The sequence below is a fragment of the Pseudomonas sp. B21-012 genome, from assembly GCF_024749305.1.
Classification (GTDB): Bacteria; Pseudomonadota; Gammaproteobacteria; order Pseudomonadales; family Pseudomonadaceae; genus Aquipseudomonas.
Map to the genome: position 1 here is coordinate 2,718,575 of NZ_CP087197.1, position 13,169 is coordinate 2,731,743.

The window sequence follows — 13,169 nt, forward strand, 5'->3', positions numbered from 1 at the left end:
CTCATCGAGTCTGGTCGGGGTTCCATTGGTTGTAGCTGTGCCCGCGTAAAAACTGCCACAGGCCGACGCTCATGCCGGCCAGGGTCACCAGCACGAAGGCCGCCAGGCGAAACGGTTTGGGCAGGCGCTGGCGCACGTCCAGCAGGCCGGCGATGGCGATGGCATAGCCGAGCAGTTGCGCGGCCAGGGTCAGTTGGTAAAAGCCGTGGCCGTCGAGCAACCACAGGTTGGCCAGCAGCAGGGGCAACAGCAGCACCGGCGCCAGGCGGCGGATCAGTTTGTGGCTGATCAGGGCAATGGCGTACAGGCCGTGGCGCAACGGGTTGAGCAGTTCGCGGCGGGCGGCCAGGCTGATCAGGCCGCCGACGGTGACGCGCTGGCGGCGGCTGAACTGGCGGTCGGCCTCGTCCACGCCCTGGTCGAGCACCTGGGCTTCGTCAACGTAGACCACCCGTTTGCCGGCCACCGGTGCGCAGGTGTTGATGTAGAAGTCGTCGTTGACCCGCGCCGGAATCGGCTGGTACAGCTCGCGGCGCAGCGCCTGCAGGGCGCCATCGGCCGACACCGTGCAACCGGTGCGGCTCTCCACCCGGCGCAGCCAGGCTTCGTAGTGGCGGTACAGGCTTTCGCCCAGGCTCAGGCCCTTGCCGGCCTCGGGGATGATCATCTTGCCCACCGTGCCGCCCACTTCAGGGTCGGCAAAGGGTGCCAGCAAGGCGCCGAGGGTGCCGTCGATCCAGTGCACATCGGCGTCGGTGAACACCACGATGTCGCCCGTACACTGGGTGACGGCGACGTTGAGCACGCTGTTCTTGCCCATGCGTGGCAGGTCGAGGACCTGGATGCGCGGGTCGTCGAAATTGCGCGCCAGGGCCACGGTGCTATCCGTGGAGCCATCGCTGGCCACCACGATCTGCAGGCTCTGGGCCTGGTAATCCTGGGCCAGCAGGTTGCGCAGCTTGTTGTCGATATTGCGCGCTTCGTTGTGCGCGGCCACCACCACGCTGACCCGCTGCGGCGCCAGCGGCGCGGGGCGGTGACGGGGGAACAGCGGCCCCACCAGGGTCAGCAGCAGCGGGTAGCCCAGCCAGGCATAGAACGGTAGCAACAAGCACAACCAAAAGATGAACTCAGCCACGGGCGGGCCTCCTTGCGTTCCAGTTGAACAGGCTGAGCACGAAGGCCGCGCCGGCCAGGTGCAGGCGAATCCAGTGCAGGCCCCAAAGCTGAAGGGCGAACAGCAGGTCGCGGTGTTTCAGGCTCTGGCGCAGGCTCAGGGCCAGCGCGGGCAAGCTGGTGACCAGCAGCAACAACAGCGCCAGGTGCGGGTAACCGTCGAGCAGCGCCGACAAAGCCATGAAGTCGAGCAGCCAGGCGCCCAGCGACAGCAGCGGAAAGCGCAGCAGGCGCAGGCTCGGGCCGTTGCTGCGCAGCAGTTGCAGGTTGCTGCCCTGGCGCCACAGCTCCTTGCCCAGCCACTCGCGCCAGCTGCCCTCAAAACCCCAGTGCAGCACCACCGGCTCGCGCAGGGCCAAAAGCCGCGCGCCGGCCTTGTTCAGGTGCCAGGTAAAGTCCTTGTCTTCGCCGGTGCGCAGGGTTTCGTTGAAGCCGCCCACCTGATCGAACCAGTGGCGCTGCATCAGCAGGTTGGGGGTCGGCAGCCACTGCATCGGGTGCAGTGCCGGCAAGCCTGCACGCAGGGTCCGGCGTTGCCAGGCGCGGGCGAACCAGGGCGCCTGGCGCGGGGTGTCGCAGTCCAGCGCGAAGACGTCGCCACGGCCTTCGCCATGCAGCTTGAGCAGCAGGCTCAACCAGTGCTCGGGCACTTCGATGTCGGCATCGAGAAACGCCAGCCACTCACCGCTGCTGGCCTGTACGCCACGGTTGCGCAAGGCGCCGATGGTCAGCCCGGGCAGGCTCAGCACCTGGGCGCCGAGGCTGCGGGCGATCTGCGGGCCGTCGTCACTGGAGCCGTTGTCGACCACCACCAGCTCGCAGTCAAGGCCGGCATCGGCGGCGGCGTTCAACGCCGACTGCAGGGTCCGGGCGATGTGCCGGGCTTCGTTGAACATCGGCACCACGACACTGACCTTCATGCCTTCACCTGCGCCGGTTGCGCCTGTTCGGCCTGGAGCCGCAGCACACTGGACAACGCCAGTATGATCCACAGGTACTTGTGGTTGGGCGCGCTGAGGAACATCAGGAACAGGCTGATGGCGAGCATGCTCATGCACAGGTGGGTGAGCAGGTCGGCCTGGCCCTGCTCACCCTGGCGCAGCCACAGGCGCCGGGCGTACCAGACGTTGTACAGGGCCAGCAAGACCATGCTGACAAAGAGGATGCCGGCCGGTATGCCGACCTCGCTGAAGATCTCCAGGTAGGTGTTGTGCGCGCGGCGGTACAGGTCGCCGACCTTGCGGTTGGCCGAAAACGCCTTGGCGTAGCCGGTGGTGGCGTAGTGCAGGGGGAAGGTGCCGGGGCCGGTGCCGAGCACCGGGTGTTCGCGGATCATCTTGCTGCCGACCACGATGTACGACGAGCGCCGGCCCAGGGAATCGTCCTGGAAGGCATTGACCCCGGACTTGAGCAGCGCCAGCGACTGGATGCGCGCCACGTAGCTGGCCGGCATCAGCGCCACCATGGTCGGCAGCAGAATCGCCAGGCCAAGCATGGCAAAGCCCAGGTGCCGCGGGCGCAGGTGGGCGACCTGGGTGCGGTAGTGCACCAGCACGATGCCCAGGCTGATCAGCAGCACCACCAGGCCCGAGCGCGAGTTGGTCTTGGTCATGCCCGCCAGCAGCAGGATGCAGCAGGCGATCCAGAACAGTTTGTGCAGCCGCCGCGGGCTGTTGAACACCAGCCACAAGGCCATGGGCACGGCGATGGCGATGAGCATGGCGAACACGTTGGGGTCTTCCAGCAGGCCGGCGGCGCGGCCCTCGTCCTGGTACTTGGCCGAGGCCATGGCCATGATGCAGGTCAGGCTGACGCTGAGGGTCACCAGCCGGTACATCATCGCCAGGTCGAGGTCGCGGCCAACCAGCAGGGTGATGCCGAACAGCAGCAGGCCCACCGCCAGCTCGCGAAAGTGCCCAAGGGACATCTCGCTGCTGTCGCTGGCCCAGAAACTCAGCAGGTACAGCGCCATAAACCCCAGCAGCAGCCGCCACATGCTGCTGCGCAGGCGCTCAGCGGGCAGTTGCTTGACCGCCAGTTGCAGCACCAGCACCAGGGCCAGGGCCGCGCCGATCATTTTCGAGGCGGTCAGCTCGCTGTCCTTGAACAGGCCTTCCAGCGGCACCAGGGTGATAATTGCCAGCAGTCCCCAGGCCGGGCGTTTGTACAGCGCCAGCAGGCCGGCCAGGCCGATTACCGCGCCGGGGGCGAGAAACGGGTAGGGGCTGGCCAGCAATGCCACGCAGGCGATGGCCAGCAGGCCGATCAGGGACAGGGGAATGATCATGCGCAGGTCTCCGTGGCCGCGCCCAGGTAAACCCGGGCCCAGCGTTGCGCCAGCGTCGGCAGGTGATAACGTTCGCGTTGGGTGCGCCGCGCCTGGGCGATCAGCTCGCCGGCCTGGGCCGGGTCGAGCATCAGCGCCTCAAGCTGGGCGGCCAGCTCTTGCACCGCCAGGGGCCGGGCCAGCAGGCCGCTGCGCCCGTGCTCGATCACATCGGGGATACCGCCGACCGCAAAGGCCACCACCGGCACGCCATCCTGCATGGCTTCGAGCAGGATCATTGGCGTGCCTTCGGTGCGCGAGCTGATCACCAGGGCATCCAGGCGCCCCATCCACTGGCGCATGTCGGCCTGAAAGCCGGGCAGGCGGATGCGCTGGGTCAGGCCGGCGGCGTCGATGCGCGCTTGCAGCGCCTCTTGCTCCGGGCCATCGCCGAGCATCACCGCATCGAGCTGCGGGTGGCGCTGGCACAGCGGGATCAGCGTATCGAGAAACAGGTCCGGGCCTTTCTCGCAGCTCAAGCGGCCAACATAGCCGGCCAGCCAGCGGCCAGCGCCAGGGTGGCGTGCGGGCAGAGCGTCGGCCTCGGGCAAGCCGTTGGGGATCACCTGCAGCTTGTGCTCGGCGACCCCGGCCTGGCGATGGATGCGCTTGATGCTCTCGGCCACGCAAACCACCCGCTCGATGGTGGCGGTGCGGCACAGCTGCAGGCTGATCCAGGTATACAGGCGCTGCTTGCGGCTGCTGGGGGTAAAGCCGTGCTGGGTGGCGACCATCGGCAGGCGCCACAACTGCGCGCCCAGCCAGCCGAACAGCAGGCCCTTGAAGTTGTGGCTGTTGATCAGCGGCTGCTGGTCGTGGCGCCGACGCAGTTCAGCCAGCAGCTCGCCGACCCCGTCGCAGGTCTGGCAGGCCACGCCGGCGGCGCGAAAACGCGCCACCAGTTGCTCCGGGGCCCCGAGAAACAGCACCTGGTGCTGCCCCGGGGTGGCCTGGCAGTGGTCCAGCAGCATCCGCTCGGCGCCGTAGAAGCCGCCACTGCTGAGCAGGTGCAGGATCGGGCGCTGTGGACTCAGGGCTGCGTTCAATTGCGCACCCAGTGCACCAGCCGCGGCAGCGACCAGCCCTTGTAAGGGTTGGGGGTTTCCGGGGTCTGGTCGTTGATCACCAGCAGTACCGGCAGGTCCAGTTGATGGCTGATTTGCGCCGGGTGCTTGAAGCGCCGGTCAAAGAACTCTTTGACGTACACCAGGGCAATCGCCAGCAGCAGGCCGGTGAGCATGCCGAACGGCACGATCAGCAGCGGCTTGGGAAACGCCGGCTCCGCAGGCTCGTACGGGGCGCTGAGGATGCGCGCGTTGGACAGGCCGTTGAGCAGGTCGGCGCCGCGCGATTCTTCGTAGCGCTGGGTGTAGGTGAAGTAGGCCTTGTGCAGGGCGTCGATCTCGGTGTCGAGCTGGCGCGCCTTGCTCTGGGTTTCTTGCAACTGGTGCACGCGGCCTTTGAAGTCGGCGATGCGCGCGGTCTTCTGGGCGATCACGTCCTGGACCACGGCCAGGTCCTTCTCGCGCTCCTTGATGCGGTTGGCGACGATCTTCAAGAACTGCTGGCGGGTCTTGGCGATCTGTTCGCGTTGCAGCAGCATCTGCTCGCTGCCGGGCTGGAACACCGCCAGGTCGCTGACGTAGGTCAGCACCAGGGTGGTCAGCTGTTCACCGAGCTGCTTGATTTCGCGGTCTTCAAAGGCCACGTTGTCGACCGTGGTGGTGAAGGTGTAGGGGAAGGCGAAATCGCGCATGTTGGCGTTGCTGGCCGCGGCCAGGCTGGTTTTCAGGTAGTCCAGCCACTGCTGGCTTTGCAGCAGGCGGTCGCGGTACTGGTTCAGTGCCTGTTCTTCGGTGTTGATGGCGTTGAGGCGGAAGGTGATCTCTTCTTTGGGGTCCGAGGAGCCGATGCTTTCGAGCATGCCCAGGCGCTTGCCTTCGAGGTCATCCATGCGCACCTGGTACTGCAGTTTCTTCTGCTCGTAGAACTGCTCGGGCAGCTCGTTGGACTGCAGGTTCTGGCGGTTGCGCAGGTAGTTGTCGAGCAGGCGGCTGACGAACAGCGTGCCCAGTTTCGGGTCGGGAAAGCTATACGTCACCGAGACCACGTTGGAGCCGGGCAGGGTTTCGACCTTGAGGTCCTTGATGGCGTCGTCGGTGAGGGTGTCGAGCTGGGTGTCGCGCACCGGGTCGACCTCGAGGCCGAACAGCGAGCGCACCGGGTTGACCACATACTCGCGCAGCGGGTTGATGATGCCGCTGCGGATCGGCCCGAACACCACCCGCTGCATGAAGCTGGGCGGGATCTCGTACTTGCCCTCGGCGCGCAGCTGGCTGATGGTTTCGCGGATCAGGGTCGGCGAACGCAGGATATTGCTCTCGGTCTCCATGTCGGCCAGCGACGGCGGGATGAACTTGTCGGTCTCCTGGGCGAGGGTGGTGTTGGTGTCGCTCTGGGACAGTTTTTTCGACTGCACGATCACTTCGGCGGTAATGTCGAAGCTCTGCTTGAGCACCAGCGGCAACAGCAAGGCGATCACTGCGAAGACCAGGAACACCCGTTTGACCAACTGGCGGTTGGCAAAGAAGATCCTGAAGAATTCATGCAGGTAGTTTTCTTTTGTATTCATGCTCGGATACCCGCCTGGAATTAGTTGTTGTCGCTGTCTTTGTTGTCAACGCGATAACCGAAGCTGAAGCCGACCCCCTGGAACAGCACCACGTCAGCCAGTTGCCGGGCCAGGTCGCCGGCGCTGGCGAGCTTGGTCTTGGGCACGTAGAGCATGTCGTCCGGCTGCAGGTAGGCGACTTGCGCGGCGCTGGCATCCAGGGCCTTGTCGACGTTGTAGGGCACGGCCTGCACCTGGTTGCCGTTGCGGCGCATGATCACCACCGAGTCGAGCCGCGCCTTGACGTTCGGGCCACGGGCCAGGGTCAGGGCTTCAAGCACCGACACCGGGCGGCGGATCGGGTAGGCGCCGGGCTGGCCGACTTCACCCAGTACGTAGATCTCGTTGACGGCGGTGGACTTGAGCATCACGTCCACGGTCATGCGCCCCGGCAGGTCGGCGTAGCGCTTGTTCAGGTAGGTCTGCAGCTGGGTGACGGTCATGCCCTGCAGCGGCACCGAACCGATTTCCGGGAAGCTCGCCTGGCCGTCGCTGCCGACGGTGATTTCGCGGCTCATGCCGGTGGCCGGGTGGTTGAGGGCGCTCTTGAGGTTCTGCTCGTTGGTCAGCGGGCTGATCACCTGCACGGTGACGTTGTCGCGCCCGGGCTGGAACAGACGCTTGTTGCGGTAGGCCTGCTGGATGGTGCGCCGGGCTTGGTCCGGGGTTTGCCCGGCAACGTTGACCGAGGTGTTGGCCCGCGGCAGTTCGATGGTGCCGTCGGGCAGCACCAGCTGGTTGCCGTTGAGCGAGCTGGCTGCCGGGAAGGCCAGGCCGACGGTGTCGCCGGACTGGATACGGTACGACGCCGAGCCGCTGGTGCTGATGTGGAAGATCACATCGAGCACGTCCTGCGGGCGCAGCACCTGTTCGCTGCGCGGCAGTTCGGCGTCCTGGGCGTTGGCGGCATTGGCGGTCATGATCTGTACCGGCATCTGCCGGGTGTCCTGATTGGCGCAGCCGGCCAGGGTCAGCAGGCACAGCGCGAACGTCGTGTATTTCATGTGAGGCTCCTGGTCTGCTGGCCTAAAGGTTGTTGTACAGCCACTTGGGCATGTAGTACTTGCGTCGGTTGAAGACGCTGCCGATCAGCCTGGCGCCGGCCTGGGTCAGGCGCTGGGCGGCGGCCTGGGCCACCTCCCAGCGGGTTTCCTCGGCGCACACGACGAGAATCACGCCATCGACCAGGGTGCCGATGATCAGGCTGTCGGCGCTGGCGTACACCGCCTCGCCGTCGATCACCACGAAGCGGTAGTGCTCGCCCATGTGCTTGAGCAGCACCCGCAGCAGATCGGGGTTCAGACGCTCCTTGCCGCGCTTGTAGGTGCCGGCCGGCAGCACGTCGAACGGCTGGTCGGACAGGCGCACGATGCAGTCCTGCATCAACGGCGGGGTGTCCTGGTCGAACATCAGGTCGTTGAAACCGCGCAACTTGTGCAGGCTCAACTGCTGGCTGAGGTTGTTGCCGCTGGGGCTGCTGTCGACCAGCAAGACCGGGCCGCCGCTCATCAATGCCAACTGGCTGGCAAAGGCCAGGGCGCTGGTACTGGTGCCGCTGCCGGTGTTGGCAGCGGTCAGCAGCAGGATGCGCTGGTCTTCATCGAGCACCGTGGAGGTCAGGTTGGTTTCGCTCGGGGTGGCGATCGTCAGACTTCTTGAAGTAGAACCGTCCATTCAACTTGCTCCGTGGCCGCTGAAGACTTTGAAGGGAGTCTTGAAGAGGATCTTCAGATCCAGCATCAAGCTCTGTTCGTTGATGTAGCTCAGGTCCAGTTCGACTCGCTGGTCGAAGTCTATGTCGCTGCGTCCGGAGATCTGCCACAAGCCGGTCATGCCGGGGTAGATGCTCAGGCGCGCGAGGTGGTTGTCTTTGTAGCGATAGGCGTTGAACGAGGTGGGGCGCGGGCCGACCAGGCGCATGTCACCGAGCACCACGTTGAACAGGTTGGGCAACTCGTCCAGGCTGCTGCGCCGCAGCCATTGGCCGATCGGGGTGACGCGCGGGTCTTTGTCGATCTTGAAATCGATGGCATCGGCGCCGTGCTTGTTGAGGTGGCGCACCGAGTCCTTCAAGGCCTCGGCGTTGGCGACCATGGTGCGGAACTTGTACATGCCGAAGGCGCGGCCGCGATAGCCGGTGCGCTTTTGCACGAAGAACACCGGGCCGGGGCTGCTGAGCTTGACCAGCACGGCCAGGCCCAGCAGCAGTGGCGAAATGATCGCCAGAATGCACAAGGCACCAAAGCAGGCGACCACCCGGTTGGTGCGCGACAGGGTCCAGGGGCGCCCGCCGGCACGGCCGGTCAGCCAGCCTCGGCCTTGCATGTGAATCGCCGCGTCGATGCGCTGGCGGTGCGCGGGGTCCATGCGCTTGTCTTGATACAGTGCCTGCAGTTGCGCACTTTTAGGTTGTCCTGTCATACCGTTCTCCGTTGCTGCGCGGGCAATTGCCCGTTGACCCGCACCGCGTCCCGGTCAAGTTGCGGGTAGTACTGATGAAACCAGGCAATAAAACGCCCGAGCCCTTCATCCAGCGAAACCTGGGGGGTGAAGCCGGTGACCTGTTCCAGGGCGCTGGCATCGGCACAGGTGGCCAGCACATCACCCGGTTGCAAGGGCAGCAGCTCGATGCTGGCGCTGCGTTGCAAGTGTTTTTCCAGCAAGGCCACGTAGTCGGTGAGTTCCACCGGGCGCTGGCCGCCGATGTTGAACAGGCGCCACGGCGCGTGGCTGCTGGCCGGGTCCGGATGCTCGCGGTCCCAGGCCGGATTGGCGGTTGGCGCCAGCGGGATCAGGCGTACCAGGCTTTCGACGATGTCGTCGATGTAGGTGAAGTCGCGCTGGTGCTGGCCGTAGTTGAACAGCTGGATCGGCCGGCCTTCGGCAATCGCCCGGGCGAACTGGATCGGCGACATGTCCGGGCGGCCCCAGGGGCCGTACACGGTAAAAAAGCGCAGGCCGCTGGCGGGTATGCCGAACAGGTGGCTGTAGCTGTGGGCCATGGCCTCGTTGGCTTTTTTGGTCGCCGCGTACAGCGACAGCGGATGGTCGACGGCATCCTCGACCCGGTACGGGGTGTGCTGGTTGGCGCCGTACACCGAGCTCGACGAGGCATACAGCAGGTGCTGCACCGGATGGCGGCGGCAGCCTTCGAGAATGTTCAGAAAGCCGCTGAGGTTGCTGTCGATGTAGGCCCGCGGGTTTTCCAGCGAGTAGCGCACCCCGGCTTGCGCCGCCAGGTGAATCACTACCTCGGGTTGCTCGCTGGCAAACAGCTCGGCCATGCCGGCGGCATCGTTGAGGTCGAGGCGGTAGAGGGTAAAGGCTCTGGCCTCAGCTTCAACCCAGCGCACCCGCGCATGCTTGAGCGCCGGGTCGTAGTAGTCGTTGAAGTTGTCCAGGCCGATCACCTGGTGGCCGTCGCGCAACAGCCGCAGGCTGCAATGGGCACCAATGAAACCGGCGGCGCCGGTGACCAGGATCTTCATGGCGCCGGTACCTCCGGCTGCACCTGGCGCAGGCCGATGCCACTGTAGCTCAGGCCGTAGGTGGCGACCTGGTCGGGGTTGTACAGGTTGCGCCCGTCAATGATCAGGCGGCTGCGCAGTTTTTTCGCCAGCAGGGCGAAGTCGACCACGCGAAAGTTCTTCCACTCGGTGCAGATCACCAGGGCGTCGGCGTCTTCCAGGGTGTCGTCGCGGGTGGCGCACAGCTGCAGGTCTTTGCGGTAGCCGTAGATGCGCCGGCATTCGGACATCGCCTCAGGGTCAAAGGCGCACACGGTAGCGCCTTCGGCCCACAGCGCTTCCATCAGGTAGCGGCTGGGGGCTTCGCGCATGTCGTCGGTGTTGGGTTTGAAGGCCAGGCCCCAGACCGCAATCGACTTGCCGGCCAGGCTGCCAGGAAAGCGCTGCTTGAGCTTGGCGAAGAGGATCTGACGCTGGCTGTCGTTGACTTCACTGACGCTTTGCAGCAGGCGCAGCGGCATGCCGCTGCGTTCGGCGGTGTGCAGCAGGGCGCGCAGGTCCTTGGGAAAGCACGAGCCGCCAAAGCCGCAGCCGGGGTAGATGAAGTGGTAGCCGATGCGCGGGTCGGAGCCGATGCCTTTGCGCACCGCTTCGATGTCGGCGCCCAGGTGCTCGGTGAGGTTGGCCAGCTCGTTCATGAAACTGATGCGCGTGGCGAGCATGGCGTTGGCCGCGTACTTGGTCAGCTCGGCGCTGCGGTTGTCCATGAACATGAGCTTTTCATGGTTGCGGCAGAAGGGCGCGTAGAGCTCGGCGAGCTGGTCGTGGGCCTGGTCATCGGCGGTGCCAACGATGATCCGGTCCGGACGCATGCAGTCGGCCAGGGCGCTGCCTTCTTTAAGGAATTCGGGGTTGGACACCACCCGCACCTTGAGCGCGCCCTTGCCCAGGCGCTGCAGTTCTTCGCCGGCCAGGGCGGCGACCTTGTCAGCGGTGCCGACCGGGACGGTGGACTTGATGATCAGGGTGCGATCGGCCTCCATCAGCCCGGCGATCTGCCGGGTCACCCCCAGGACATGGGAGAGGTCGGCCGAGCCGTCTTCATCCGGCGGCGTACCGACGGCGATGAAGATCAGTTCGGCGTGACTGACCGCATCACTGGCCTGGGTGCTGAACAGCAGGCGGCCTTCCTTGATGTTTTCTTCGAGCATGGCCGAAAGCCCCGGCTCGCTGATCGGCGGTACGCCCTGACGCAGTTGACTGATCTTGTGCGCATCGACATCGACGCACAAAACCCGGTGTCCTACGTCTGCGAGGGCCGCAGCTTGCACAAGACCGACATAGCCGGTGCCAAATACGCTCACGTCCATGTCGGCGTGCCTCGTATGGAGTAATGAGGATGAAACAGTGGTGTGATTTCGGTATAGCCCACCCGTGGGAAGTCGTGTCAATCAAATGGCATGTTTCGTCGGATTTACACTCGCTGTGATTTGGGCTTTTTGCTATCAAGCCGTTCTAAATCCGGGGGTTAGCATTGGTGAGCACTGGCCAATTGCCGCATCGTAAAACGATGAACGGTCGAAGCCCGCGATAAACAAGGCGTTTATGGATGTGGATGTTTCACGAATGCAACGCTTTCGCGTTTTTGAACTGTCAGAATTGGCGCCGCCAAGTTGGGTCAAAAAACTGACGTTGTTCCGGTTTGCGCTTTGGGTGGCGACTGCTAACGTGTCAATGTCCGGGTGCTTGCAAGGTCAAAATTGGGTGAGGGGAAGATGTTCAAATACGTCAAGGAACTGCTGCTGGCGCTGTACCTGCTGAGCAATTACCCCTATTACCTGGAGCGCTTGCAGGCCATCGGCCTGAGCCCGGCGTTGCTGTTGTACCTCGGCGTACTGGTGCTGCTGGTGCTGGCCTTGCTGCTGTGCGCCAACATTCGCCAGGCCTGGCTGCGCTGGGGCTTTGCCCTGGTGTTCAGCGCCAGCGCGGTGTTCTTCGATGCCTATACGCGCATTACCGCCGACTACCTGACCTACAGCGGTTTTATCTCAATGGTGTATTCCGGTGGTTTTATCGGCGAGGCCATCGAGCAGTACCACAGCGTGATCCTCCGGGTACTGGGCAGTTCGCTGCTGTTGCTGCTGGGCCTGGGGCTCAAGCCACGCCACCCTGTGCCCGGGCCCGGGGCGCTGCCGTGGGCGGCGCCGCTGCTGGGCATTGCCTTGCTCACGGCGATTCTGTTCGTGCGCGCCGGTGAAGGCGCGCGCGGCCTGCCGATCATGTACACGCCGCTGGCCTATGCCAACCTGATGCTCTACGAGTCGCTGCACGACAGCGTCGGCCCCCGTGAGCCGGTGACCCTGGCACGCAGCGGCCCGGCCCTGGCCCGCGACATCGTGCTGATCATCGACGAAAGCGTCTCGGGCAATTACCTGGACCTGAACACCGCCCATGGCGTGCGCAGCCAGCTCAACCAGGCCCGGCCCGGGGTGAGCATTTTCAATTATGGCTACGCCGCCTCGATCGCCAACTGCAGCTCCGACACCAACGTCACCCTGCGTTATGGCGGCACCCGCGACGACTACCTGCGCATCAACTCGACCCTGCCGTCGATCTGGCAGTACGCCAAGGCTGCCGGCCTGGGCACCGTGTACATCGACGCCCAGCGCACCGGCGGCAACCTGCAGAACCTGATGAACGCCGCAGAAAAACGCGACATCGACCAGTTCATCCAGTTCGACAGCACCCCGGTGCGTGACCGTGACATGGCCGCTGTGGCCAAGCTCACCGAGCTGCTGGCCGACGGCAAAGCGCAACTGATCGTGATCAACAAGGTCGGCGTGCATTTCCCGGTGCACGACAAATACCCCGACGACTTCATGGCCTACCGCCCGGCCTTGCCACGCGGGCAGTACACCGACATCACCGACACCGGCCGACGCGACGGATTCAATGGCCAGCCCGAAGACTGGGTGCTGTACCGCAATTCGTACATGAACAGCCTGCTGTGGAACGTCGGCGAGTTCTTCAACCGCCTGTTTGCCAAGGCCGACCTCAGCCAGGCGGTGCTCATCTACACCTCCGACCACGGCCAGGACCTGCACGAGCGCGGCAACCCGGGGCTGAATACCCACTGCGACAGCAACCCGGTGGAAGAGGAGGGCCTGGTGCCGCTGGTGGTGATCCAGGGCCAGGGCCTGCAAACCCTCGACTGGCAGGCGCAACTGGCAACCAACAAGGACCGTTCCAGCCACTACAACATCTTTCCCACCTTGCTGCAGCTGCTCGGCTACGACCCGGCCGGCATCGCCGCGGTGTACGGGCGCTCGCTGGTAGTGCCGAGCGACGACCCGTTCAGCTTCAATACCCGCTTCAATGCGCGGCTGGGGGCCAAGCCGGTGTTCAAGCATATTGACCTGAGCGAAGTGGTGACCCCGGGGGCGGCCTTGCCGAATGCGCAGATGCCGGTGGGCCAGGCTGATTGAGCGGGTGAAGGCACTATTTATCTAGCACCGCCGTCAACGGCGGT

11 protein-coding genes are annotated in these 13,169 nt (G+C 64.8%); 1 reads left to right on the forward strand and 10 read right to left on the reverse strand.

The window, feature by feature from the left end; genetic code table 11:
* Position 1: 1 nt before the first annotated feature.
* From LOY37_RS12370 to LOY37_RS12415, 10 genes are read right to left on the reverse strand one after another with little or no spacing between them, the layout of a single operon-like run.
* Complete coding sequence (locus tag LOY37_RS12370; RefSeq protein WP_258717033.1) at positions 2-1,138, reverse strand: glycosyltransferase family 2 protein; 1,137 nt, start codon at positions 1,136-1,138, stop codon at positions 2-4.
* Positions 1,131-2,096, reverse strand: a complete 966-nt coding sequence (locus LOY37_RS12375; RefSeq protein WP_093383294.1) for a glycosyltransferase family 2 protein — start codon at positions 2,094-2,096, stop codon at positions 1,131-1,133. Before LOY37_RS12375 ends, LOY37_RS12370 begins: the two co-directional genes overlap by 8 nt.
* A complete protein-coding gene (locus LOY37_RS12380; protein WP_258717034.1) occupies positions 2,093-3,463 on the reverse strand; it encodes an O-antigen ligase in 1,371 nt (456 codons plus the stop codon). Before LOY37_RS12380 ends, LOY37_RS12375 begins: the two co-directional genes overlap by 4 nt.
* Positions 3,460-4,548 (reverse strand): glycosyltransferase family 4 protein, encoded by a 1,089-nt coding sequence (locus tag LOY37_RS12385; RefSeq protein ID WP_258717035.1) that lies wholly within the window; start codon positions 4,546-4,548, stop codon positions 3,460-3,462. Before LOY37_RS12385 ends, LOY37_RS12380 begins: the two co-directional genes overlap by 4 nt.
* Positions 4,545-6,134 carry an LPS biosynthesis protein gene (locus LOY37_RS12390; protein WP_045198768.1) on the reverse strand — a complete coding sequence of 530 codons (1,590 nt, stop codon included), beginning with the start codon at positions 6,132-6,134 and terminating at the stop codon, positions 4,545-4,547. The genes LOY37_RS12385 and LOY37_RS12390 overlap by 4 nt, the downstream gene beginning before the upstream one ends.
* 20 nt (positions 6,135-6,154) lie before the next feature.
* The gene (locus tag LOY37_RS12395; RefSeq protein WP_045198770.1) at positions 6,155-7,177 is read right to left on the reverse strand and encodes a polysaccharide biosynthesis/export family protein; all 1,023 of its coding nucleotides are present in this window, start codon (positions 7,175-7,177) and stop codon (positions 6,155-6,157) included.
* A gap of 22 nt (positions 7,178-7,199) precedes the next feature.
* Positions 7,200-7,847 (reverse strand): CpsD/CapB family tyrosine-protein kinase, encoded by a 648-nt coding sequence (locus LOY37_RS12400; protein WP_045198772.1) that lies wholly within the window; start codon positions 7,845-7,847, stop codon positions 7,200-7,202.
* A complete protein-coding gene (locus tag LOY37_RS12405; RefSeq protein ID WP_258717036.1) occupies positions 7,848-8,594 on the reverse strand; it encodes a sugar transferase in 747 nt (248 codons plus the stop codon).
* Positions 8,591-9,661, reverse strand: a complete 1,071-nt coding sequence (locus tag LOY37_RS12410) for an NAD-dependent epimerase (protein WP_258717037.1) — start codon at positions 9,659-9,661, stop codon at positions 8,591-8,593. The genes LOY37_RS12405 and LOY37_RS12410 overlap by 4 nt, the downstream gene beginning before the upstream one ends.
* Positions 9,658-11,010: a UDP-glucose/GDP-mannose dehydrogenase family protein gene (locus LOY37_RS12415; RefSeq protein ID WP_045198776.1), complete on the reverse strand. Its 1,353-nt coding sequence runs from the start codon at positions 11,008-11,010 to the stop codon at positions 9,658-9,660. Before LOY37_RS12415 ends, LOY37_RS12410 begins: the two co-directional genes overlap by 4 nt.
* Positions 11,011-11,415: 405 nt before the next feature.
* On the opposite strand from LOY37_RS12415, the gene LOY37_RS12420 reads away from it, so the two are divergent.
* A complete protein-coding gene (locus tag LOY37_RS12420; RefSeq protein WP_258717038.1) occupies positions 11,416-13,125 on the forward strand; it encodes a sulfatase-like hydrolase/transferase in 1,710 nt (569 codons plus the stop codon).
* Positions 13,126-13,169 lie beyond the last annotated feature (44 nt).

Coding starts and splice junctions, on each gene's coding strand:
- LOY37_RS12395 (WP_045198770.1), bottom strand. CDS start 7,177: ATGAAATACACGACGTTCGCGCTGTGCCTGCTGACCCTGGCCGGCTGC.
- LOY37_RS12375 (WP_093383294.1), bottom strand. CDS start 2,096: ATGAAGGTCAGTGTCGTGGTGCCGATGTTCAACGAAGCCCGGCACATC.
- LOY37_RS12405 (WP_258717036.1), bottom strand. CDS start 8,594: ATGACAGGACAACCTAAAAGTGCGCAACTGCAGGCACTGTATCAAGAC.
- LOY37_RS12390 (WP_045198768.1), bottom strand. CDS start 6,134: ATGAATACAAAAGAAAACTACCTGCATGAATTCTTCAGGATCTTCTTT.
- LOY37_RS12380 (WP_258717034.1), bottom strand. CDS start 3,463: ATGATCATTCCCCTGTCCCTGATCGGCCTGCTGGCCATCGCCTGCGTG.
- LOY37_RS12410 (WP_258717037.1), bottom strand. CDS start 9,661: ATGAAGATCCTGGTCACCGGCGCCGCCGGTTTCATTGGTGCCCATTGC.
- LOY37_RS12415 (WP_045198776.1), bottom strand. CDS start 11,010: ATGGACGTGAGCGTATTTGGCACCGGCTATGTCGGTCTTGTGCAAGCT.
- LOY37_RS12420 (WP_258717038.1), top strand. CDS start 11,416: ATGTTCAAATACGTCAAGGAACTGCTGCTGGCGCTGTACCTGCTGAGC.
- LOY37_RS12400 (WP_045198772.1), bottom strand. CDS start 7,847: ATGGACGGTTCTACTTCAAGAAGTCTGACGATCGCCACCCCGAGCGAA.